Origin of the sequence: Variovorax dokdonensis, from assembly GCF_030316895.1 — a bacterium.
Classification (GTDB): domain Bacteria; phylum Pseudomonadota; class Gammaproteobacteria; order Burkholderiales; family Burkholderiaceae_C; genus Variovorax; species Variovorax dokdonensis.
Map to the genome: position 1 here is coordinate 187,582 of NZ_JASZYV010000004.1, position 21,142 is coordinate 208,723.

General features: G+C 68.3%; 20 protein-coding genes. 9 read left to right on the forward strand and 11 right to left on the reverse strand.

All coding sequences use genetic code 11. The annotated features are described in order from the left end of the window. Position 1: 1 nt before the first annotated feature. Together QTH91_RS19415 and QTH91_RS19420 are read left to right on the forward strand one after the other, a co-directional pair. Positions 2–865 carry a fumarylacetoacetate hydrolase family protein gene (locus tag QTH91_RS19415; RefSeq protein ID WP_286661785.1) on the forward strand — a complete coding sequence of 288 codons (864 nt, stop codon included), beginning with the start codon at positions 2–4 and terminating at the stop codon, positions 863–865. Beyond that, complete coding sequence (locus tag QTH91_RS19420) at positions 862–2,421, forward strand: bifunctional 3-(3-hydroxy-phenyl)propionate/3-hydroxycinnamic acid hydroxylase (RefSeq protein WP_286661786.1); 1,560 nt, start codon at positions 862–864, stop codon at positions 2,419–2,421. Before QTH91_RS19415 ends, QTH91_RS19420 begins: the two co-directional genes overlap by 4 nt. Positions 2,422–2,464: 43 nt before the next feature. On the opposite strand, the gene hutG is transcribed toward QTH91_RS19420, so the two are convergent. The 11 genes from hutG to QTH91_RS19475 form a co-directional block, all read right to left on the reverse strand. Further along, entirely contained in the window at positions 2,465–3,286 is an 822-nt protein-coding gene (hutG, locus tag QTH91_RS19425; RefSeq protein ID WP_286661787.1) for an N-formylglutamate deformylase, read from the reverse strand. Positions 3,287–3,294: 8 nt separating this feature from the next. Beyond that, positions 3,295–4,710, reverse strand: a complete 1,416-nt coding sequence (locus QTH91_RS19430) for a formimidoylglutamate deiminase (RefSeq protein ID WP_286661788.1) — start codon at positions 4,708–4,710, stop codon at positions 3,295–3,297. Continuing rightward, the gene (gene hutI / locus QTH91_RS19435) at positions 4,707–5,954 is read right to left on the reverse strand and encodes an imidazolonepropionase (RefSeq protein WP_286661789.1); all 1,248 of its coding nucleotides are present in this window, start codon (positions 5,952–5,954) and stop codon (positions 4,707–4,709) included. The genes QTH91_RS19430 and hutI overlap by 4 nt, the downstream gene beginning before the upstream one ends. Continuing rightward, the gene (locus tag QTH91_RS19440) at positions 5,951–6,553 is read right to left on the reverse strand and encodes a HutD/Ves family protein (protein WP_286661790.1); all 603 of its coding nucleotides are present in this window, start codon (positions 6,551–6,553) and stop codon (positions 5,951–5,953) included. Before QTH91_RS19440 ends, hutI begins: the two co-directional genes overlap by 4 nt. A 15-nt stretch (positions 6,554–6,568) precedes the next feature. Next, positions 6,569–8,284: a urocanate hydratase gene (gene hutU / locus QTH91_RS19445; RefSeq protein ID WP_286661791.1), complete on the reverse strand. Its 1,716-nt coding sequence runs from the start codon at positions 8,282–8,284 to the stop codon at positions 6,569–6,571. Continuing rightward, positions 8,281–9,843, reverse strand: a complete 1,563-nt coding sequence (gene hutH / locus QTH91_RS19450; RefSeq protein WP_286661792.1) for a histidine ammonia-lyase — start codon at positions 9,841–9,843, stop codon at positions 8,281–8,283. The genes hutU and hutH overlap by 4 nt, the downstream gene beginning before the upstream one ends. Positions 9,844–9,915: 72 nt before the next feature. Next, positions 9,916–10,689 (reverse strand): histidine utilization transcriptional repressor HutC, encoded by a 774-nt coding sequence (gene hutC, locus QTH91_RS19455; RefSeq protein ID WP_286661793.1) that lies wholly within the window; start codon positions 10,687–10,689, stop codon positions 9,916–9,918. Further along, on the reverse strand, positions 10,686–11,465 hold the full coding sequence (locus tag QTH91_RS19460; protein WP_286661794.1) for an ABC transporter ATP-binding protein: 780 nt from the start codon (positions 11,463–11,465) through the stop codon (positions 10,686–10,688). Before QTH91_RS19460 ends, hutC begins: the two co-directional genes overlap by 4 nt. Then, the gene (locus QTH91_RS19465) at positions 11,462–12,313 is read right to left on the reverse strand and encodes an ABC transporter permease (protein WP_390369004.1); all 852 of its coding nucleotides are present in this window, start codon (positions 12,311–12,313) and stop codon (positions 11,462–11,464) included. The genes QTH91_RS19460 and QTH91_RS19465 overlap by 4 nt, the downstream gene beginning before the upstream one ends. Positions 12,314–12,388: 75 nt before the next feature. After that, positions 12,389–13,354 (reverse strand): ABC transporter substrate-binding protein, encoded by a 966-nt coding sequence (locus QTH91_RS19470; protein ID WP_286661795.1) that lies wholly within the window; start codon positions 13,352–13,354, stop codon positions 12,389–12,391. A 239-nt stretch (positions 13,355–13,593) separates the two neighbouring features. Continuing rightward, complete coding sequence (locus tag QTH91_RS19475; RefSeq protein ID WP_286661796.1) at positions 13,594–13,794, reverse strand: hypothetical protein; 201 nt, start codon at positions 13,792–13,794, stop codon at positions 13,594–13,596. A 185-nt stretch (positions 13,795–13,979) separates the two neighbouring features. Here QTH91_RS19475 and QTH91_RS19480 point away from each other — a divergent pair, with 185 nt between their 5' ends. From QTH91_RS19480 to QTH91_RS19510, 7 genes are read left to right on the forward strand one after another with little or no spacing between them, the layout of a single operon-like run. Beyond that, complete coding sequence (locus QTH91_RS19480; protein WP_286661797.1) at positions 13,980–14,762, forward strand: FadR/GntR family transcriptional regulator; 783 nt, start codon at positions 13,980–13,982, stop codon at positions 14,760–14,762. Continuing rightward, positions 14,762–16,084: an ABC transporter substrate-binding protein gene (locus QTH91_RS19485; protein WP_286661798.1), complete on the forward strand. Its 1,323-nt coding sequence runs from the start codon at positions 14,762–14,764 to the stop codon at positions 16,082–16,084. Before QTH91_RS19480 ends, QTH91_RS19485 begins: the two co-directional genes overlap by 1 nt. A 40-nt stretch (positions 16,085–16,124) precedes the next feature. Further along, entirely contained in the window at positions 16,125–17,021 is an 897-nt protein-coding gene (locus tag QTH91_RS19490) for a branched-chain amino acid ABC transporter permease (protein WP_286661799.1), read from the forward strand. A gap of 15 nt (positions 17,022–17,036) precedes the next feature. Then, on the forward strand, positions 17,037–18,038 hold the full coding sequence (locus QTH91_RS19495) for a branched-chain amino acid ABC transporter permease (protein ID WP_286661800.1): 1,002 nt from the start codon (positions 17,037–17,039) through the stop codon (positions 18,036–18,038). Continuing rightward, positions 18,035–18,850: an ABC transporter ATP-binding protein gene (locus QTH91_RS19500; protein WP_286661801.1), complete on the forward strand. Its 816-nt coding sequence runs from the start codon at positions 18,035–18,037 to the stop codon at positions 18,848–18,850. The genes QTH91_RS19495 and QTH91_RS19500 overlap by 4 nt, the downstream gene beginning before the upstream one ends. Beyond that, complete coding sequence (locus QTH91_RS19505; protein ID WP_286661802.1) at positions 18,844–19,506, forward strand: ABC transporter ATP-binding protein; 663 nt, start codon at positions 18,844–18,846, stop codon at positions 19,504–19,506. Before QTH91_RS19500 ends, QTH91_RS19505 begins: the two co-directional genes overlap by 7 nt. Beyond that, complete coding sequence (locus QTH91_RS19510; protein WP_286661803.1) at positions 19,503–21,113, forward strand: class I adenylate-forming enzyme family protein; 1,611 nt, start codon at positions 19,503–19,505, stop codon at positions 21,111–21,113. Before QTH91_RS19505 ends, QTH91_RS19510 begins: the two co-directional genes overlap by 4 nt. Positions 21,114–21,142: the final 29 nt, after the last annotated feature.

Genomic DNA, 21,142 nt, shown 5'->3' on the forward strand with positions numbered 1-21,142 from the left:
CATGAAGTTCACCACCTACCTGCGCCAAGGCGCACCACGCCTGGCCCTCGTCGACGGCGAAGACCTCGTCGACCTCAACGATGCCGACGCCCAGGCACCCACCGACCTGCGCGCCGCTTTGCGCGCCGGCGTCGACCTGCAGGCCGCCGGCCGCCGCGCGCTGGAAGCCGGCACGCGCCAGCCTTTGGCCGCCGTGACGCTGGCACCGCTGGTGCCCGAGCCGGGCAAGATCATCTGCCTGGGCCTGAACTACTACGACCATGCCAAGGAAGGCGGTCGCGACAAGCCCGAGTACCCGTGGTTCTTCTTCCGTGCGCCCTCCTCGCTCGTGGCGCATGGCGAAGCCGGCTGGCTGCCCAAGGTGTCGACGCGCTTCGACTACGAGGCCGAGCTGGCGGTCGTCATCGGCCGAACGGTGCCGCGCCACACGCAGGAAGCCGAGGCGCTGCAATACGTCTTCGGCTACAGCTGCTTCAACGACATGAGCGTGCGCGACTACCAGAAGCGGACGCCGCAATGGACCATCGGCAAGAACTTCGATCGCACCGGCGGCTTCGGCCCGGCGCTGGTCACGGCCGACGAACTCGCGCCGGGTGCCACCGGATTGCGCATCCAGAGCCGCCTGAACGGGCAGGTCATGCAGGACGCCAACACCGACGACATGATCTTCAGCGTCAAGGAGACCATCGCGCTGCTGGCCGAGGTGCTCACGCTCGAGCCGGGCGACGTGATCGTGATGGGTACGCCCGCCGGCGTCGGCCAGGCGCGCACGCCGCCGGTGTGGATGAAGGCGGGCGACACCATCGAGATCGACATCGAGCGCGTCGGCCTCCTGAGCAACCCCATCGCGAACGAGGCGGCGTGAACACGTCGAGCGACACCGTCTACGACGTCGCCATCGTCGGCTACGGCCCTGCTGGCCAGGTGGCGGCGGCGCTGCTGGGTCAGCGCGGCCTGAAGGTCTACGTGTGCGAGCGCCTGCCGGACGTCTATCAGATCCCGCGCGCCATCTCGCTGGACCACGAGATCATGCGGGTGTTCCAGCAGATCGGCGTGGTGGACGCCATCGCGCCTCACACCGAGCCTTTCACCAACTCCGAGTACTACGGCGTCGACGGTCAGCTCATTCGGCGCATGACGATGTTGCCGCCGCCCTACCCGCAGGGCTACACGCCATCGATCGTGTTCACCCAGCCGCCGGTGGAGCGCGCACTGCGCGATCGCGTGGCCCAGCTGCCCAACGTGACGGTGGAGCTGGGCGTGGAGATGCGCGAGATGACGCAGGACGACACGGGCGTGACGCTGCGCATCGATGCCGCGGGCGACGTGGCCAGGCGCCCGCGCAGCGTGCGCGCGGCCTACGCCATTGCCTGCGACGGCGGCAGCAGCGGCGTGCGCACGCAACTGGGCATCGAGATGGAAGACCTCGACTTCGACGAGCCGTGGCTGGTGGTCGACGTGCTGGTGAACGAACAGGGCCTGGCCAAGCTGCCCAAGGTGAGCGTGCAGTACTGCGAGCCCGAGCGCCCGTGCACGCTGGTGATCGGCCCGGGCAACCACCGCCGCTGGGAAATCTCCATCCTGCCCGGCGAAGACCCCAGGCAAGTGGCGACGTCCGAGCAGACCTGGAAGCTGCTGTCGCGCTGGTTGACACCGCAAGACGGCGAGTTGTGGCGCCAGGCCAGCTACCGCTTCCATGCGCTGGTGGCCAGGCAATGGCGCAAGGGCCGCGTCTTCCTGGCGGGCGATGCGGCGCACATGCAGCCGCCCTTCCTGGGCCAGGGCATGTGCCAGGGCATTCGCGACGTCACCAACCTGAGCTGGAAGCTGGCCGCCGTCCTGCAGGGCGATGTGCAAGGCGCGGCGGCACAGGCCCTGTTCGATAGCTACGGCAGCGAACGACAGGCCCACGTGCGCGAACTCACCAGCCGCATCAAGGCCGTGGGCGCCGTCATCTGCGAGCGAGACCCCGCCAAGGCGCGCGAGCGCGATGCGCGCCTGCTGCAGGAATGCGACGGCACGGTGCGCGACACACCGCGCCAGGACATTCTTCCCAGGCTCGAATGCGGTCTGCTCTCGGCAGAGCCGGGCGCGGCACGCGGCGCGCTGTTCCCGCAGCCGAGCATCGACGGGCGGCTGATGGACGAGGTGGCGGCACATGGCTGGCGGCTGGTGCTGGTGCCGGGCGTCGATGTGGGCGCGGCGTTCGCCGAGTTCGCGGGCAAGGCACCCGCAGGCGTCCGCGTGGTCGCGCTCGGCGCCACGGACGATGCCGAAGGCGTGGCCACAGGCTGGTTCCGGCGCATGGAATGCGTGGCCGCGCTGCTGCGGCCCGATCACTATGTGTTCGGGGTGGCACGCACGCCCGGGCAGATCGGCGCGCTCGTTCGCGAAGCCCTTCCGGCGCTGCTGGCGCGTTGAGTCGCTGCGCGCTGGCGGAGGCGCTCGTGCCGGCCTGGCCGGCTCAGCGCCGCCCCTGCCCTTCCACGAACGCCAGCACCGCCTCGAGCATGCGCCGTACATGCGGCTGCACACCCGCCGCCACATCGGGCAGGTAGTCGAAGGGCAAGGCCTCTTGCATGTAGCTGCACTGGGTCATTTCCAGTTGCACGGCATGGATGCCGCGCGCCGGGTCGCCGTACTCGCGCGTGATGTGGCCGCCCTTGAAGCGTCCATTGAGCACGGCGCTGTAGCCGCTGGCCTTGCCGATGTCCAGCAAGCGCTCGGCCAGCGCGGCATCGCAGCTTGTGCCGTTGGCGGTGCCCAGGTTCAGGTCGGGCAGCTTGCCTTCGAAAAAGCGCGGCAACACCGATCGGATGGAGTGCGCGTCCCACAGCGCGACGGTGCCGTGCACCGCACGCAGCCGATCCAGCTCGGCGCGCAGTTGCTGGTGATAGGGCCGCCAGATGGCGTCCCGGCGCGCGACGATCTCGGCCTCGCCGGGAACATCGCCCTTTGCATAGATGGGCGTCTTGTCGAAGGTGTCGATCGGGCACAGGCCGGTGGTGTCCTGGCCGGGGTAGAGGTTCTGGTTGTCCGGCGGCCGGTTCAGGTCGACGACATAGCGCGAATGCGTGGCCACGAGCACCGAGGCGCCCAGTGCGTCGGCAAAGTCGTAGAGGCGCTCTAGGTGCCAGTCCGTGTCGGGCACCTGCTGCGCCTCGGCGGTGAATCGTTCCGCCAGCGCCGGCGGCACATGCGTGCCCACGTGCGGCATGGAGATGAGCAATGGTCGCGTGCCCTGGCGAAAGCGCAAGGGCGGCTCCTGGGTCTGGAAGTCGGTCATGGGCTGGGTCAATCCTGTGTGAGAAGTTCGCGCCGCGCGGCGACGAAACCGGCTTGCGCCTCGCCGCGCAAGGCGTGACGGCCATCCTTCACCACCGGCCGGCCGGCCGACCACACGCCATCGATGGCGCGGGTGCGATCGCTGGCGAAGACATGCGCCGCCAGCATGGACTCGGGCGGGAGGGCGGCCAGGGCGCGGTGCGCGGCGTCGAGCACCACGAAGTCGGCCGACCGTCCAACGGCCAGGCCCGCTGCCGATCCGGACACCGAAGCGCTCGCCGCCTGTCCACTCGCCTGCGCCCCACCCTGCACGCAGCCTTGCCACAAGGCCTGCGCCACCTGGGCACGGCCTGGCGAGGCGGCGACGTTGCGTTGCCGCAAGGCCAGGCGCTGGCCGTATTCGAGCAGCATGAGTTCCTCGGCGGCATCCACGCACACGTGGCTGTCGGAGCCGATGCCGAAGCGGCCCTGGCCGGCCATCCAGCGCGGCAGGTCGAACAGGCCATCGCCCAGATTGGCCTCGGTGCTCGGGCAAAGGCCGGCCACGGCCCCGGTGGCGGCGGCGCGGCGGTATTCGTCGGCGTCCATGTGCGTCGCGTGCACCAGGCACCAGCGTGCATCCACCGGCGCATGGTCGAGCAACCAGGCCACGGGCCGCTGGCCGCTCCATGCAAGGCAGTCGTCCACCTCCTTCGTCTGCTCGGCGATGTGGATGTGGATGGGCGCTTGCGGATCGATCGCGTCCAAGCCATCGAGCAGCGCCTGCAAGGCTTGCGGCGGCACGGCGCGCAGGGAATGCGGAGCCACGCCCAGCCGCGCGCCTTGCGCCTTGCACACCGGCCGCAAGGCCTGCAGCAGCGCGAGCATGGAATCGGTGGAACGGATGAATCGCCGTTGACCGTCGCCGGGCGGCAGAGCGCCGAAGCCGCTCGTCTGATAGAGCACGGGCAGCAGCGTCAGGCCAATGCCGGCCCGTGAGGCCGCGCGCAGCAGCGCGTGCGACAACTGCGCATCGTCGGCATAGGGCTGCCCGTCGGTGTCGTGGTGCAGGTAGTGGAATTCGCAGACGCTGGTGTAGCCCGCCTCGAGCATGTCCACGTACAGGCCGAAGGCAATGGCTTCGAGTTGCTCGGGCGAGATGCGCAGCGCAAAGCGGTACATCAGCGTGCGCCAGCTCCAGAAGCTGTCTTGCGCTTCAGCGCGGTATTCGGTCAACCCGGCCATGCCGCGCTGGAAGGCGTGCGAATGCAGATTGGGCATGCCCGCGATGACGGGTCCGCTGGCGATGGGCACGCCGCTGGGCGCAGTGGCGCCAACCTCCACCTCGTCGAGGCGGCCGGCAGCGTCCCAATGCAGGCGCACGTCCTTGGCCCAGCCCTCGGGCAACAGCGCGTCGTGCGCAAACAAGCTGTTCGATTCGCTCATGCGGCGCCCTCGGCGATGCGGCCCTGTCTGACCACGCAGCGTACCGGGCGTTGCCCGAACCAATAGGCCAGTTCTGCCGGCTCCTGAACATTCCACAGCACGAAGTTGGCCGGCAGGCCGACGTCGATGCGTCCGTGGGTGTCTTGCAGGCCCAGCGCGCGGGCGGCGTGCGCGGTGACGCCGGCCAGCGCCTCTGGCACCGTCAGGCGAAACAGCGTGCATGCCATGTTCACCATCAGCAGCAGGCTGAGCGCCGGCGAGGTGCCCGGGTTGTGATCGGTCGAAACGGCCATCGGCACCCCGGCCGCGCGCAAGGCTTCGATGGGCGGCAGGTGCGTGTCGCGCAAGGTGTAGTAGGCGCCCGGCAGGAGGACCGCGACGCTGCCGGCGGCTTTCATGGCCGCGATGCCGTCGGCGGAAAGGTGCTCGATGTGGTCGCACGACAGCGCCCCATAGCGGGCCGCCAACTGCGCGCCGCCCATGTCCGAAAGCTGCTCCGCATGCAGCTTCACCGGAATGCCCAAGGCCTGCGACGCCCTGAACACGCGCTCGGTCTGTTCGAGCGAGAACGCGATGCGCTCGCAGAACACGTCGACCGCATCCACCAGCCCTTCGGCGTGCAGCGCGGGCAGCATCTGGCCGCACACGAGATCGATGTAGTCGTCGCTGCGTCCTGCGTACTCGGGCGGCAGGGCATGTGCGCCGAGGAAGGTGGTGCGCACCGTCACGCCGAAGTGCTCGGCCAGGCGCCGCGCCACGCGCAGTTGCTTGCGCTCATGTTCGAGCGACAGGCCGTAGCCGGACTTGATCTCGATCGCACACACGCCTTCTGCCAGCAGGTTGCGAAGGCGCGCCGCGGCGCTTTCGAACAGCTCGTCTTCGCTCGCCTCGCGGGTGGCACGCACGCTGGAGACGATGCCGCCGCCTGCGCGCGCCACCTCTTCGTAGCTGGCGCCGGCCAGGCGCATGGCGAACTCGTTGGCACGCTGGCCGCCATAGACCAGGTGCGTGTGGCAGTCGACCAGGCCCGGCGTGACGAGCGCGCCCCGTGCATCGTGCCGGGGCAACGCGATGAACGACGCGGGCACGCCGGCCGCGTCGCCCAGCCATTCGACCAGGCCCTGCCGCACGACGATCGCGCCAGGCGTGGCTTGGACGTTGCCATCCTCGCGCAGCAGGCGCAGGCCGGTCCAGATGCCATCGGCGCTCGGTCGGTCGAGGAAGTTCGAAAGATGGGTCGTCATCGTGCTTCGGTTCCGCAGTGTCGGATGCTTGCCGCCAGCAGCAGCGGCGCTGGTGTGGATTCGTCTGCCGCTTGCGGTTCGAGCCGCCCCGACAGGTCTTCGTCGGCCCACCACAGCCCATCGCCCTGCATCAACGGCGCATGGCCCTCCACGGACCAGTCGCCGCGCAGCGCCAGCAGCACGCCATGCGGCATTGCGGGCACGGGCGCGGCGTCGGTCATCCGGTCGACCTGCGCAACCCAGAGGCCACGGCGCACCATGATGTTGAAGTCCTGGCTGGCTGCGCCGAGCATCTCGCAGTCGATGCCGACGTCGCCGCTGAAGCCGAAGGGCGCGCCCGGCGTGTCCAGCCGATGGTCGATGGCGCCCGTCGCGTCCACCAGCCGCACGCCGTCGCCATCGAGCAGCGTGATGACGCGGTCGACGCCCTCGAACACCGAGAACGGCCCGGGGGCCGCAATGGTCGCAATGCTGGCGCGCCAACCGAAGTCGTTCAGTCCACGGCCCGGGGGCCAGCACGCGATCTCTCGCGTGCTGCCGCCGCCGTTCTTCCAGGGCATGGCAGGCAGGTCGGCGACGCGGAATCGGATCAGGGGCATCGGTGGCTCGTCCGGTCAGCGCACCATCGGCAGCTTGAGGCCATGCCGCTTGGCCGCGGCGATTGCCTGCTCGTAGCCGGCGTCTGCGTGGCGCATCACGCCACTGGCGGGGTCGTTCCACAGCACACGCGCGATCCGCTGGTCGGCCGCCTCGCTGCCATCGCACACGATGACCACGCCCGAGTGCTGCGAATAGCCCATGCCGACGCCGCCGCCGTGATGCAGGCTGACCCAGGTCGCGCCACCTGCGGTGTTGAGCAGCGCATTGAGCAGCGGCCAGTCGCTCACTGCGTCGGTGCCGTCCTTCATGGCTTCGGTTTCGCGATTGGGGCTGGCGACCGAGCCGGTGTCGAGGTGGTCACGGCCGATGACGATGGGCGCCTTCAGTTCGCCCTTGCGCACCATCTCGTTGAACGCCAGGCCGGCCTTGTGGCGCTCGCCCAGTCCCAGCCAGCAGATGCGCGCCGGCAGGCCCTGGAAGCTGATGCGCTCGCGCGCCATGTCGAGCCAGCGGTGCGTGTGCTTGTTCTCGGGGAACAGTTCCTTGATCTTGGCGTCGGTCTTGTAGATGTCTTCCGGGTCGCCAGAAAGCGCCACCCAGCGGAACGGGCCCTTGCCTTCGCAAAACAGCGGGCGGATGTACGCTGGCACGAAGCCGGGGAAGTCGAAGGCGTTCTGCACGCCCTGGTCGAAGGCCACCTGCCGGATGTTGTTGCCGTAGTCCACCGTGGGAATGCCCAGGGCCTGGAAGTCGAGCATGGCCTGCACGTGAACGGCGCACGAGCGCGCGGCCTCGGCCGTGAGCGTCTCGTGCTGGCTGGCATCGGCCATGGCGGCCTGCCACTTCGCCACGCTCCAGCCGGCCGGCAGGTAGCCGTGGATGAGGTCGTGCGCGGAGGTCTGGTCGGTCACCAGATCGGGCTTGGGGCCGCCGGCCCGGGCGCGCTTGACGAGCTCGGGCAGCACCTCGGCGGCGTTGCCCAGCAGCGCGATCGACACGGCTTCCTTCTTGCCGGTGTGGTGCGCGATGAGGGCGAGCGCGTCGTCGATGTCCTTGGCCTGCTTGTCGACATAGCGGGTGCGCAGGCGGAAGTCGATGCTGCTTTGCTTGCATTCGACCGTGAGCGAACAGGCGCCCGCCAGCGTGGCGGCCAGCGGCTGCGCGCCGCCCATGCCGCCCAGGCCGGCGGTCAGGATCCACTTGCCCGACAGGTCGTTGCCGTAGTGCTGGCGCCCTGCCTCGACAAAGGTCTCGAAGGTGCCTTGCACGATGCCCTGGCTGCCGATGTAGATCCAGCTGCCCGCGGTCATCTGTCCGTACATGAACAGGCCCTTGCGGTCCAGCTCGTTGAAGTGCTCCCAGTTGCCCCATTTGGGCACCAGGTTGGAGTTGGCGATGAGCACGCGCGGGGCGTTCTCGTGCGTCTTGAACACGCCCACCGGCTTGCCCGACTGGATGAGCAGCGACTCGTCGTCTTCAAGTTGCCGCAGCGATTCGAGGATCTGGTCGTAGCACTCCCAGTTGCGCGCCGCGCGGCCGATGCCGCCGTACACCACCAGGCTCTGCGGGTTCTCGGCCACCTCGGCATCGAGGTTGTTCTGCAGCATGCGATAGGGCGCCTCGGTGAGCCAGCTCTTGCAGTTGAGCTGGCTGCCGCGCGGCGCGCGGATCACCCGCGTGGGATCGTGGCGCGGATCGGCGGCGAGGTTGAGCTTTTCGGGTGCGTTCATGGCTGGGACTCCTGGGCGTGGCTGGGCAGAATGTTCAACAGGACGGAGGGCAGTTCGGCCGCCAGGGCCCACTGCCGCATGGATTCGATGTCGGGCGCCAGGTAGCGGTCGCGCTCGATGAAGTCGACCTTCTGGCGGATGCGCGCGAATTCGGCCTCCACCAGCGCCGACGATCTGAGCGGGTCGGCCGGGGCGCGCTTGAGCTCGATGCCCTGCGCCGCCGCCATGGCCTCGATGCCGACCACCACCGCCGTGTTGCCCACCATGTCGCCCAGGCGGCGCGCGGCATAGGTGGCCATCGACACATGGTCCTCCTGATTGGCCGACGTGGGAAGGCTGTCCACGCTGCCCGGATGGGCGAGCGACTTGTTCTCAGACGCCAGCGCCGCGGCAGTGACCTGGGCGATCATGAAGCCGGAATTCAGGCCGCCGTCGCGCACCAGGAAAGGCGGCAGGCCCGACAGGCCGGAGTCCAGCAGCAGCGCGAGCCGGCGCTCGGAGATGGCACCGATCTCCGCCACGGCCAACGCGATGATGTCGGCCGCGAAGGCCACCGGCTCGGCGTGGAAGTTGCCGCCGGAGATGACCTCGCCGGTGTCGCAGAAGACCAGGGGGTTGTCCGATGCGGCATTGGCCTCGGTGACGAGCACGCGGGACGCATGCGTCAGGTTGTCGAGGCAGGCGCCCATGACCTGCGGAATGCAGCGCACCGAATACGGGTCCTGCACGCGACCGCAGTCGGGGTGCGAAGGCACGATCTCGCTGCCGTCGAGCAACGCACGTACCGCGCCAGCCACCGCGATCTGGCCGGGCTGTCCGCGCGCGGCGTGGATGCGCGCGTCGAAGGGTTTGATCGAGCCCTGGATCGCTTCCAGCGACAGCGCGCCCGACATCAGCGCCGATGCGAACACGTGCTCGGCACCGAACAGGCCGGACAGCGCGAGCGCGGTCGACACCTGCGTACCGTTGAGCAGCGCCAGCCCTTCCTTGGGCTGCAGCACGAAGGGCTCGAGGCCCAGTTGCGCCATCGCCTGGGCGCCGGAAATGCGGTGGCCGTCGGCGGTGATGGCCTCGCCCTCCCCGATCAGCACGCAAGCCAGGTGCGCCAGCGGTGCCAGATCGCCGGAGGCGCCCACCGAACCCTTGGCCGGAATGACCGGCGTGATGCCCGCGTTGAACAACGCCAGCAAGGCTTCGACCAATGCCGGCCGCACGCCGGAGTGGCCCCGTGCGAGGCTCAGCGCCTTGGTGGCCAGCACCAGCCGCACCACGGGGGCCGACAGTGGCTCACCGGTGCCCACGCTGTGCGAGAGCACGAGGTTGCGCTGCAGTTCCGCCAGATGTTCGTGGCCGATGCGCGTGGAGGCCAGTTTGCCGAAGCCGGTGTTGATGCCGTAGACGGCCTCGTCATGGTCGGCGATGCGCTGCACGACGGCCTGCGCGTCGGCCATGGGGCCGGCGGTGGAGGGGTCGAGCGCCAGCGTCAATCCGCCAGCATGGATGCGTCGCAGCAGGGCCAGATCGGCGCCGCCGGGAGTGAGTAAGGTGGGCGTGCTCATGATGGTTGTCTATACAGGTGGTGTGACAGCGAATCGAATCTTGTGAATGAAGCAAAAAAAAGCGAGAACGCCTCAGCCGAAGCTGGGGTTGCCGTCTGCACGGATGCGGCTGCCCAGCCGGTAGCGCGAGGCGGGATGCAGGCAGCGCACGAGTGTCACCGGGACATTGCGCGTCCAGGTGCGTCGGGTGAGCAAGAGGCAAGGCTCGGCCTTCGGCATGGCCAGGCGATTGGCTTGCTCCAGGGTGGGCAGCACGGCGTCGACCAGATGCTCGATCTGGTCGTAGGGCACATGCCGCACCAGGTATTCGCTGGGCGGGGTGCTGGCAAGGTCCTGCTCCAGGAACTGCGGCACCACGCGCGGGTTGACGTAGCGGTCTTCGAGCTGAACCGGCACGCCGTCTTCCAGGTGCAGGCAGACGCTGTGGAACACCGATTCGCCGGCGCGCAGGTCGAGAAAGGCGGCGACGTCGGCCGGTGCGGCCACGCGCTCGCCGGCCACCAGCTGGTAGCCGTAGTCATGACCGCGAGCACGGATCTCGCTGGCGATGTTGGCGATCTGCAGCAGCGTGGATTGCGGCTTGTCTTCGGCCACGAAGCTGCCCACTCCGGCCAAGCGCACGATGCGCCCTTCGTCCAGCAGTTCGCGAAGCGCGCGGTTGGCCGTCATGCGAGAGATGCCGAACTGGGCCACCAGCTCGTTCTCTGACGGCAGCCGATGCCCGGCCGGCCAGGACCCGTCCTGGATCTTGCGCACGATGTGCTCCTTGACCTGGGCGTAGAGCGCCAGCGCGGGCTCTGCCGGGGCCGCGGCGCGCGTGCGGGCGGGCGTGGACGCTCGGGTCATACCTTCATCGATTCGGCCCGGATCTCTTCCGTCAGCCGTGCCTTGATGTCTATGAACTGCGGCGAGGTCTTGATCGTGTAGTGCCGCGGATGGTCGAAGTCGACGGCGATCTCGCTCTTGATGCGGCCAGGTCGCGCGCTGAACACGGCGACGCGGTTGGCCATGAAGATGGCCTCGTCGATGTCGTGGGTGACGAACAGCACCGTCTTCTGCGCCGACTCCCAGATGCCCAGCAGCAGCTCCTGCATGAGCACGCGGGTCTGGTTGTCCAGCGCGCCGAAGGGCTCGTCGAGCAGCAGGATCTTCGGGTCGTTGGCCAGCGCGCGGGCAATGGCCGTCCGCTGCTGCATGCCACCTGACAACTGCTTGGGAAAGTGGTGCTCGAAGCCGCGCAGGCCGACCTTGGCGATGAAGTAGTCGCTGCGCTCCTTCTGCTGCGCCTCGGGCATGCCGCGCTCGCGCAGCCCGAAGCGGATGTTCTGCGCCACCGTCAGCCATGGAAAGAGCGTGTAGCTCTGGAACACCATGCCGCGGTCGGCACCGGGGCCGTCGACGAGTTGGCCGTCGAGCAGCACCTTGCCCTGGGTCGGAAAGTCCAGCCCGGCGACGATGCGCAGCAGCGTGCTCTTGCCGCAGCCGGACGGACCGAGGATGGTGACGAAGTCGTTTTCGCGCACCTCGAAGTCGATGGGCAGCAGCGCCTGGGTCTTCTGGCCGCGCGTGCCTTCGAAGGTGCGCGACACGCCGCGGATGGAAAGCTTGGAATCGGCGTTCACAGCATGCTCCAGGCGAACAGGCGGCGGTTGAGCGCCTTGAAGACGAAGTCGGAGACGAGCCCGATCACGCCGATGACGATGATGCCGAAGATGATCTGCCCGGTGTTGAGCAGCGCCTGGCTGTCGGTGATCATGTGGCCGATGCCCGAGGACGAGCCGATCAGTTCGGCCACGATGACGTAGGTCCAGGCCCAGCCCAGCACCAGCCGAAGCGTTTCGGCAATGCCCGGCGCGGCGCCCGGAATGAGCACCCGCCGCACGATGCCGCGGCTGTCGGCGCCCAGCGTGTAGGCGGCCTCGACCAGGTCCTTGCGCGCACCGCCCACGGTCACGGCGACCATCAGGATGATCTGGAACACCGAACCGATGAAGATCACCAGCAGCTTCTGCGTCTCGCCGATGCCTGCCCAAAGGATGAGCAGGGGAATGAAGGCCGAGGCCGGCAGGTAGCGGCAGAAGGAGACGAACGGCTCCAGAAATGCCTCGACAGGCTTGTAGGCGCCCATCGCGATGCCCAGCGGCACCGCGATGACGGCCGCCAGGATGAAGCCGCCGAACACGCGCCACACCGTCATGCCGATGTCGTGCAGGAAGCCGAACTCGGTGAACAGCAGCCAGGCCTCCTTGACCATCGTGATCGGACTGGCCAGGAAGGTGGGCGAGACCAGGCCGCCCAGCGTGGCACCGGCCCACACCGCCACGAACAGGACGAAGAAGGCCAGGCCCAGCAACCAGCGCGCGCGCTGGCTGACCGGCTCCAGCGGCGCCATGCCGCGCCGGCGGCGTCGCGGCGCCGACGCGGGTTCGTGGGTGGTGGTCATGTCGAGCTTGATGGCAGACGAGGGCATGAGGATTCCGTGGCGAGCGGCAAGAGGAGCGCAGGCCCGTTGCCGAGCCGCGCAGCAGGCAGATTCAAGCCTTCGTCACTTGATGAAGGAGGCGTCGAAGGTGGCGGCCAGGTCCTCCGGCGCCTTGCGGATCACGCCGGCCTCCAGCAGGATCGGCACCGATTCCTTCATGAACTGCGTGAGTTCGCCCGCGAAGAACTTCTGGTTGGCGGCCTTGTCCTGCCAGCGCAGGTACTTGGCCGATTCGGCGAACTTCTCGCCGGTCTGCTTGACGGCCGAACCCATGATCTCGTTGGACTTTGCCGGATCGGCCTTGATCATGTCCAGCGCCTCGAAGTACGAATTGGCCAGCGCCTGCGCGGCCTTGGCGTTGCTCTTGAGCCAGGTCGGCGCGCAGCCCACGGTGTCCATCACCATGGGGTAGTCAAGCGTGGTGGCCAGGATCTTGCCGGCCTGCGGATTGGCGCGCACGGTCGACAGGTAGGGCTCGTAGGTCATGGCGGCGTCGTTCTGGCCGGCCACGAACGCCTGTGCGGCGGGCTGCGGCTCCAGCGAGACCAGCTTGACGTCCTTGAGGCTCATGCCGTTCTTGCTGAGCATCCAGGCCAGGCCGAAGTAAGGCGCGGTGCCCGGCGCGCTCACGGCCACCGTCTTGCCCTTGAGGTCGGCAAAGCTCTTGACGTCGTTGCGCACGGCGATGCCGTCGGCGCCATACGACTTGTCCATCTGGAAGATCTGCGTGATCGGCACGCCGTTGGCATTCCAGGCCACGTGCGTTTCCACCGTGGTGGCGGCGCACTGGATCGCGCCCGAGGCCAGGGCCAGGTGGCGGTCCTTCTGCGGAATCATCTTGATTTCCACATCCAGCCCGTTCTTCTTGAAGATGCCGGCCTTGTCCGCCAGCGTGAGCGGCGCGAAGCCGGTCCAGCCGGACATGCCCAACGAGATCTTGGTGGCCTCCTGCGCGTGCGCGGCGCCAGCGACGGCAAGGCCGGCCAACAGCAGGGCGGCAAGTTGGAAGGCGGGCTTGGAAACGGCCATGGGAACTCCTCGAAAGTAACGTTCTGAAGGAAAGACGTGGATTGTTAAGCGTCGGCCGCAACTTGTCTATACAGGGTGTTCCCTGTGCTCGCTGCTGGTGCACTGGGCCCAATGAGCGTGCGTGGAAATCGCTGTCTATACAAGAGCGGCAGGCACGGGGCGCTCGGTTGCAAGGGGCGTGCCAGCGGCAGGCCTCGGCGTGGCGCCCGGATGGCGCGCGGACGCGGTGGAGCGGCGCCTTAGAACGGCGCCATGGCCGTGGTGCGAGGCTCGGCCATCGACTCGTCGTCGCGCATGACCGGATCGGGCTGATGCCGGGTGGAAAAAAGCAAGGTGGCCAGCGAAAGGGCGAAGAGCCCGAACAGCACCCAGGCCCCGAAGGTCAGCCAGAGTCCAACGGAAACGGAAGCCGAGAGAAGGATGAAGATCGCGCGCACCATTGCGCCAGTTTGCGCGAGGACGGCGTCTTTCGCCGTGAAGAAGTGGACAAAGTGTCGCAAATCCTTTTCCGGATGAGACTCGGTCGATTGCCGCTCATGCCGGAGCGGTTCGGGTTAATCGGGATTCGCCGGTCGGTTTGTCGGACAAAGATCGCGGCCTCGCAGCCACACACGGGGACAGCACCTTGGGCGAAGAGGCGGATGCAGGCACGCAGGTGTTCACGCGACTTGCCGTCGAGCCGGCCTACCGGGCCGTGTCGACCGCGATCGAACGCGCCATCCTCGACGGCCACCTCCCGCCCGGTTCCGCCTTTCCGACCGAACAGGAACTGGCCGAGCGTTTCGGCGTGCACCGCTCCACCGTGCGCGAGGCGATCCGCCAGGTCGAGCAGGAAGGGCTGTTGCAGCGCCGCGAAGGGCGCCGGCTGTTCGTGGTGCTGCCGGGCGTGCAGGACGTGGCGCCCCGCGCCACGCGCCTTCTTCTCTTGCAGCAGACGACCTTCCAGGAACTGTGGGAACTGGCGGTGTCGCTCGAGCCGCTGGCTTCGCGCCTGGCCGCCGAGCGCCTGGAGCCGCAAGACCTCGCGCCGCTGAACGCCAACCTCACCGCATCCGAAGCAACGGGCGACGACGCGACGCTGGTGCGCCTGGACGTCGAGTTCCATGCCCTGGTCGGGCGGGCCAGCCGCAACCGCGCGCTGATGCTGGCGCGCGAGCCGGTGGGCCTGCTCTACAGCCCGACGCTGGTGAGCATCTTCGCGGCGCTGCCACAGGCCAAGGCCCGCAATCTCGCGGCGCACCGGCACATCGTGGATGCACTGGCCCGGCGCGACGCCGAGGCCGCGGCGCAATGGACGCGCAAGCACATGGTCGATTTTCAAAGGGGCTTCGCGATGGCTGGTCTGGACATGACCATGCCCATCGCGGCGCCGATTCGGCAGCAGCAAAGAAGCACAGGAGACCAATGATGGGCGAACACTCGCAAACCACCCGCCGTGCATCCCGGACGGCAGCCTTCTCGGCGCTCGCGCTGGCCAGCGCACTGGCGGCAGCCAGCGTGCAGGCGCAGGAGACCTTCAAGGTCGGCATCGTCAGCTTCCTGTCGGGGCAGGCGGCCGAAAGCTTCGGCATCCCGGCCATGAACGGCGCCAAGGTGCTGGTGGAGGCCTTCAACAACGGCACTGCGCCAGCGCCCTACAACAAGAAGGGCTTCGGCGGCATGACGATCGAGCCGGTCTACGTCGACGAGAACGGCGGCGCTACCAAGCAGGTGCAGGAACTGCGCAACCTGTACGACCGCGAGAAGGTCGACGCGGTGGTGGGCTATGTGAGTTCCGGCGATTGCCTGGCGGTGGCGCCGGCGGCTGAGGAGATGAAGAAGTTCCTCGTGCTCTACGACTGCGGCACGCCGCGCATCTTCGAGGACAACAAGTTCAGCTACGTGTTCCGCACGGCCTCGCACGGCACCATGGACAACGTGGCGCTGGCCCGCTATCTGAAGGCGCACAACGTCAAGGTGGAACGCATCAACCTGATCAACCAGGACTATGCGTGGGGGCAGGACTCCAAGAAGGACTTCATCGGCTCGATGGAGAAGCTCTACCCCGACGCCAAGGTCGGGCAGGACCAGCTTCCCAAGTTCGGCGCCGGCCAATACGGCACCGAGATCTCGGCGCTGATGTCCTCGCCGGCCGACGTGACGCACTCGAGCCTGTGGGGCGGCGATCTGCAGGCGTTCATCCTGCAGGCCGGGCCGCGCGGCCTGTTCAAGCGCACGCAGGGCGTGCTGTCGGCGGCCGACCACGTGCTGCCGGGCCTGGGCGACAAGATGCCCGACGGCGTGATCCTCGGCGCCCGCGGCGCGTATGGGCTCATGGCGCCGAAGTCGGCGCTCAACGACTGGTGGTGGGACATCTACTCCAAGGCCTACAAGGTCTATCCGGTGCAGGCGCCCTACCGCATGGCGCAGTCGCTGCTGGGACTCAAGCTCGCGGTCGAGAAGGCGATGGCCGACAACGGCGGCAAGAAGCCCACGCCCGAGCAGCTGGCCGCCGCCATGAAGGGCATGGAATGGGATTCGCCGGCCGGCCGCATCCGCATGGCGCTGGGCGACGGTCATCAGGCCGTGCAGGAAACCGCCATCGGCAAGACGCGCTACGACGCGGCCAAGAAGATGGTGGTGCTCGACGACATCCAGCGCTTTCCGGCCGACTGCGTCAATCCTCCGGCCAACATGAAGTCCGAAGAGTGGATCAAGGCCGGCTTCCCCGGCGCCAAGGGCTGCCCTTGAACGCGGCCGGATCTCGCGGCACGAAGCGAGAGGACGGCGCGTGAACACGCTGATCACGATCCTGGTCGACGGGCTGACCTACGCCTCGTGGCTGTTCATCGTGGCGTTGGGGCTGACGCTGGTGTTCGGGGTGCTCAAGATCCTGAACATCGCGCACGGCAGCTTCTACGCGGTGGGCGCCTATGCCGCGGCCAGCTTCGTCGCCTGGGGCGCCAGCATGGGATGGGCGCCAGCCTTCTCGCTGGTGGCCATGCTGCTGGCGGCGGTGGCCGTGGCGGCGGTGCTGGCACCGCTGACCGAACGCGGCTTGATGCGCTTCTTCTACGGCCGCGACGAGGTGCTGCTCGTGCTGGTGACCTACGCGCTCTTCCTCATCATGGAAGACGCCACCAAGCTGATCTGGGGCCCGCTGCCCTACTACGTGTCGGAGCCTTACGGCCTGTTCGGCAATGTCGAGATCGGCGTGCAAAGCTGGGTGGGCTACGACTTCCTGCTGGTCGCCCTGGCCATCGTGGTGGGCGGCGCAGTGTGGTGGGGCCTGAACCGCACGCGCCATGGCAAGGTGGTGCTGGCGGTCATCCACAGTGCGGAGGTCGCCTCCAGCATGGGCGTGAACGTGTCGCGGGTCTACATGCTGGCGTTCTCGGTCGGCATCTTCCTGGCCGCGCTCGGCGGCGCCTTCACCGCGCCGATGATCTCGGTGCAGCCGGGCCTGTCGGTCGGCGTGATCATCGTGTCGTTCGCGGTGGTGATCATCGGCGGGCTGGGCAGCATCGAGGGCGCGGCGATCGGCGCGCTCATCGTCGGGCTGGCGCGTTCGTTCGCCGTGCACGTGGTGCCGGTGGCGGAGCTGTTCTCCATCTACGTGGTGATGGCGGTGGTCCTCATGTTCCGGCCCGAGGGGCTGTTCCAGCGCACGCAGGCGCGCAAGATCTGAAAGGGCACAGGCACGATGGCAGCCCTCCTGCAACCCCAGGCGCATGGCGCGCGTGGACACGACCGGCGCACTCTTGGCGAGCGGCCGGCGATGCAAGTCGCGGCCGGCATCGCCACGTTTGCCGTGCTGGCGATCGCGGGCTGGTTCAGCCCGCGCTGGCTCACCTTCCTGGTGACGATGGCGGCGGCCAATGGCCTGGTCTCGCTGGGCATCGTGACGCTGATGCGCGGCGGGGTGGTGCCCTTCGGTCAAGGCATGGTCTTCGCCGCCGGCGGCTATTGCGCCGCCCTGCTCTACAACCACATGGGCCTGACCGACGCGCTGGGCCTGGCCCTGGCGGGAGGGCTGGCGGCCGCGCTGCTCGCCGCGCCCTTCGCACCCATGCTGGCGCGCTATCGCGGCATCTTCTTCGCCATGCTGACGCTCGCGCTGTCGATGGTGACCTACGGCTTGCTCATGAAGATGGACACGCTGGGCGGCTCTGACGGCTTCAACGTCGGGCGCCCGACGCTGCTCGGGCAAGCCCTGCCCGACGAGCATGTGGGCTACGCGCTGTTCGTGCTCACGCTGGCCATCGCCATCACGATGGCGACGCTGGCGCGCATCTACTTCGACAGTTCGCGCGGCCTGGTCACGCTGGCGATGCGCGAGAACGAACTGCGCGTCGAATACCTCGGCGGCTCGGTGCGGCAGGCGATGACGATCAACTTCATGCTCGCCGCCTTCTGCGGTGGGCTGGGCGGAGCGCTGGCGGTGATGTCGCTCGGGCACATCGATCCGAACTTCAGCTTCTGGACCACCTCGGGCGAGTTCGTCTTCGTCGCCATCCTCGCGGGCTGGCAGAGCGTGGCGGCGGTGTTCCTCTCCAGCGTGGTGCTGGAAGTGGTGCGTTCCTTCTCCAGCTCCTACTTCCCCAATACCTGGCAACTGGCGCTGGGCATCTTCCTGCTCCTGGTGATCCGCTTCCTGCCTGGCGGCATCGGCTCGCTTTGGGCCGAGCGAAGGAGGCAGCCATGAGCGCCCCGTCGCATGGCGCTCCCGCCGCGTCCACGTCGCCACCGCTGCTGGCGGCGCGTGGCGTCAACAAGCGCTTCGGCGCCGTGGTGGCCGCGGCCGATCTCGACATCGCCATCGCCACGGGCGAACGCGTCAGCCTGATCGGCAGCAACGGCGCAGGCAAGACGACCTTCGTCAACATGATCACCGGCTACCTCAAGCCGGACCAGGGCAGCATCCACTTCGACGGACGCGACATCACGGCGTTGTCGCCACGGGCCATCACCGGCCTGGGCGTGGCGCGCTCGTTCCAGATCCCGCAGTTGTGCGGCGGCCTGTCCGTGCTCGACAACATGCTGGTGGCCAATGCCTGCCACGACGGCCGGCTGAGCTTCTGGCGCCGGGCCCATCGCGCCGAGGCCGTCGAGCGCGCGGAGGCGCTGCTCGAGCGTTTCGCCCTGGCCGACCAGCGCGACCGTCGCGTGGCCGAGCTGCCGGGCGGCGTGCGAAAGCTGCTGGACATCGCCATGGCGCTGACCGCCGCACCCAAGCTGCTTCTGCTGGACGAGCCCACCAGCGGCGTTTCGGCACAGGAGAAGTTCCCGATGATGGAGACCATCATGGCCGCGCTGGACAACAGCCAGGGCGGGATCACCGCGCTCTTCGTGGAACACGACATGGAGATCGTCGAACGCTATGCGAGCCGCGTGCTCGCGTTCGCCGGTGGTCGCGTCATCGCCGATGGCCCGCCCGCGCAGGCCCTGGCGAGCGAGGACGTGCGCATCCACGTGACAGGTGCACTGGCGCCGCAGCCGGTGGAGGCCGCATGCTGAAGGTCGAGGATGTTCACGTCTCGATCCAGACCGTGGTGGCGCTGCGCGGCCTGTCGCTCACGCTGGAGCCGGGGCGCATGGTCGGCCTGGTGGGGCGAAACGGGGCCGGCAAGACCAGCCTGATGCGCACCGTGATGGGCCACCTGAAACCCACGCGCGGACGCATCCTGTTCGACGACCAGGATCTTGCCGCGCTGCCCGCGCATGCGCGTGCCGGCCTGGGCATCGGCTACATGCCGGAAGACCGAGGCCTGGTGCCCGAGCTGACGGTGGAAGAAAACATCCTCGTGCCGGTGTGGGTCAACAAGAAGCTGGACGCATCCGAACGTCTCGCGCTGGTTTACCAGGTGTTGCCGGAGCTGCGGGAGATGCGCACGCGCCGCGCCTTGCTGCTTTCCGGCGGGCAGCAGAAGCTGGTGGCGCTGGCGCGCGCGTTGGCCGTCGGCACACGCCTGTTGCTGCTGGACGAACCCTTCGAAGGCGTGGCGCCGGTGCTGGCACGGCGGTTGTCCGAAGTGATCGCGGGACTCAAGGGCAGCCAGGTCTCGGTGCTCACCGCGCAAAGCGACCTGAGCCATTCGCGCCATCTGCTCGACGCCGAGGTCGCGATAGAACGGGGCGCCAATGCCGACCGGGCTGCGGAGTCGATGGCATGACGCATTGGCAAGCCTTCGACGTGCCCGCGATGCGCCACGAAGCGCTCTACGGCGACCGCATCGTGCGTTGCTTCGCAGAGCGGCCGCGCAATCTGTGGGCGATGTTCGAGGCGGCGCGCGCAAGCCATGCGTCGGACGATGCGATGGTGTGCAACGGGCGCCGCTGGTCGTACGGCGAGCTTGGCGATGCGGCGCAGGCGCTGTCCGCCGAACTTGCCGAAAAGGGCGTTGCCAGTGGCGAGCGCGTGCTGATGTGGATGGGCAACCGGCCCGAGTTCGTCATCATGCTGCTGGCCTTGCAGCGCCTGGGTGCGATCGCGGTGCCCGTGGGCGTGCGAGAACAGCGGCCGGGCATGAGCTTCATCGCGACCCAATGCGGCGCCTGCGCCATCGTGTACGACGATGAACTGGCCGACCGTCTGCCCTTGCCCGAAGACGTGCCGGCGTTGCGCCTTCCACTGCCCGCTTCCGAGGTGGCTGCGGCGCTGGCCCGCCCCAAGCCGCAAGGCAAGCTGCCGCCAGCCGCTACGCCGCGCGAAACGCAGACCGCCGTCATCCTCTACACGTCGGGCACCACTGGCAAACCCAAAGGGGCGATGCTCACGCACATCGGGCTGGCCCACTCTGCGCTGCACTACCAGGCCTGCATGCAGTTGCGGCCCGGCGACCGCTCGGCCCTGGCGGTGCCGGCGAGCCACGTCACCGGGCTGGTCGCCATCATCGTGGCGATGTGGCAGGCCGGCGGCGCCGTGATCGTGGTGCCCGAGTTCAAGGCCGACGCCTTCGTCGACCTGATGCAGAAAGAACGGGTGAGCCACACGCTGATGGTGCCGGCGATGTACCAGCTTTGCCTTCGCAGCGAGCGCCTTGCCGGCGCCGACCTGTCGGCATGGCGCATCGGCGGCTACGGCGGCGCGCCGATGCCGGTTGCCACCATCGACGCGCTGGCCGAGCGGGTGCCCGGCCTGGTGCTCATCAACGCTTACGGCGCCACGGAAACCACGTCGCCAGCCACGATGATGCCGGCCGGCCAGACACGCTCGCACGCGGACTCGGTCGGTGTGGCCCTGCCGGCCGCCGACATCCGCGTGATGGACGACGAAGGCCGCGAGGTCCCGCCGGGACAGAAAGGCGAACTGTGGATCGGCGGGCCGATGGTCGTTCCCGGGTACTGGGCCAATCCCGAGGCGACCGCGGCGTCGTTCACCGCCGGCTACTGGCATTCGGGCGACCTCGGTTCGGTGGACGCCGACGGTTTCGTGCGCATCTTCGATCGCATCAAGGACATGCTCAACCGGGGCGGCTACAAGATCTACTCGGTCGAGGTGGAGAACGTGCTGATGGGCTGCCCCGGCGTCGTCGAGGCGGCCGTGATCGGCCGGCCCTGCCCGGTGCTGGGCGAGCGGGTACATGCCGTGCTCTACGCACCCGAACTTCTGCAAGGCGACCTGCCGGCGGCGCAGGCGGCGGTGCGCGAGCGATGCGCCGCCGCGCTGGCCGACTACAAGGTGCCCGAAACCTTCGAATGGCGCAGCGAGCCGCTGCCGCGCAATGCCAACGGAAAACTCATGAAGCGCCTGCTTCGTCAACCCACGCCAGCCGCCTGACGGCAAAGACACCTCACAACAACTCTGCC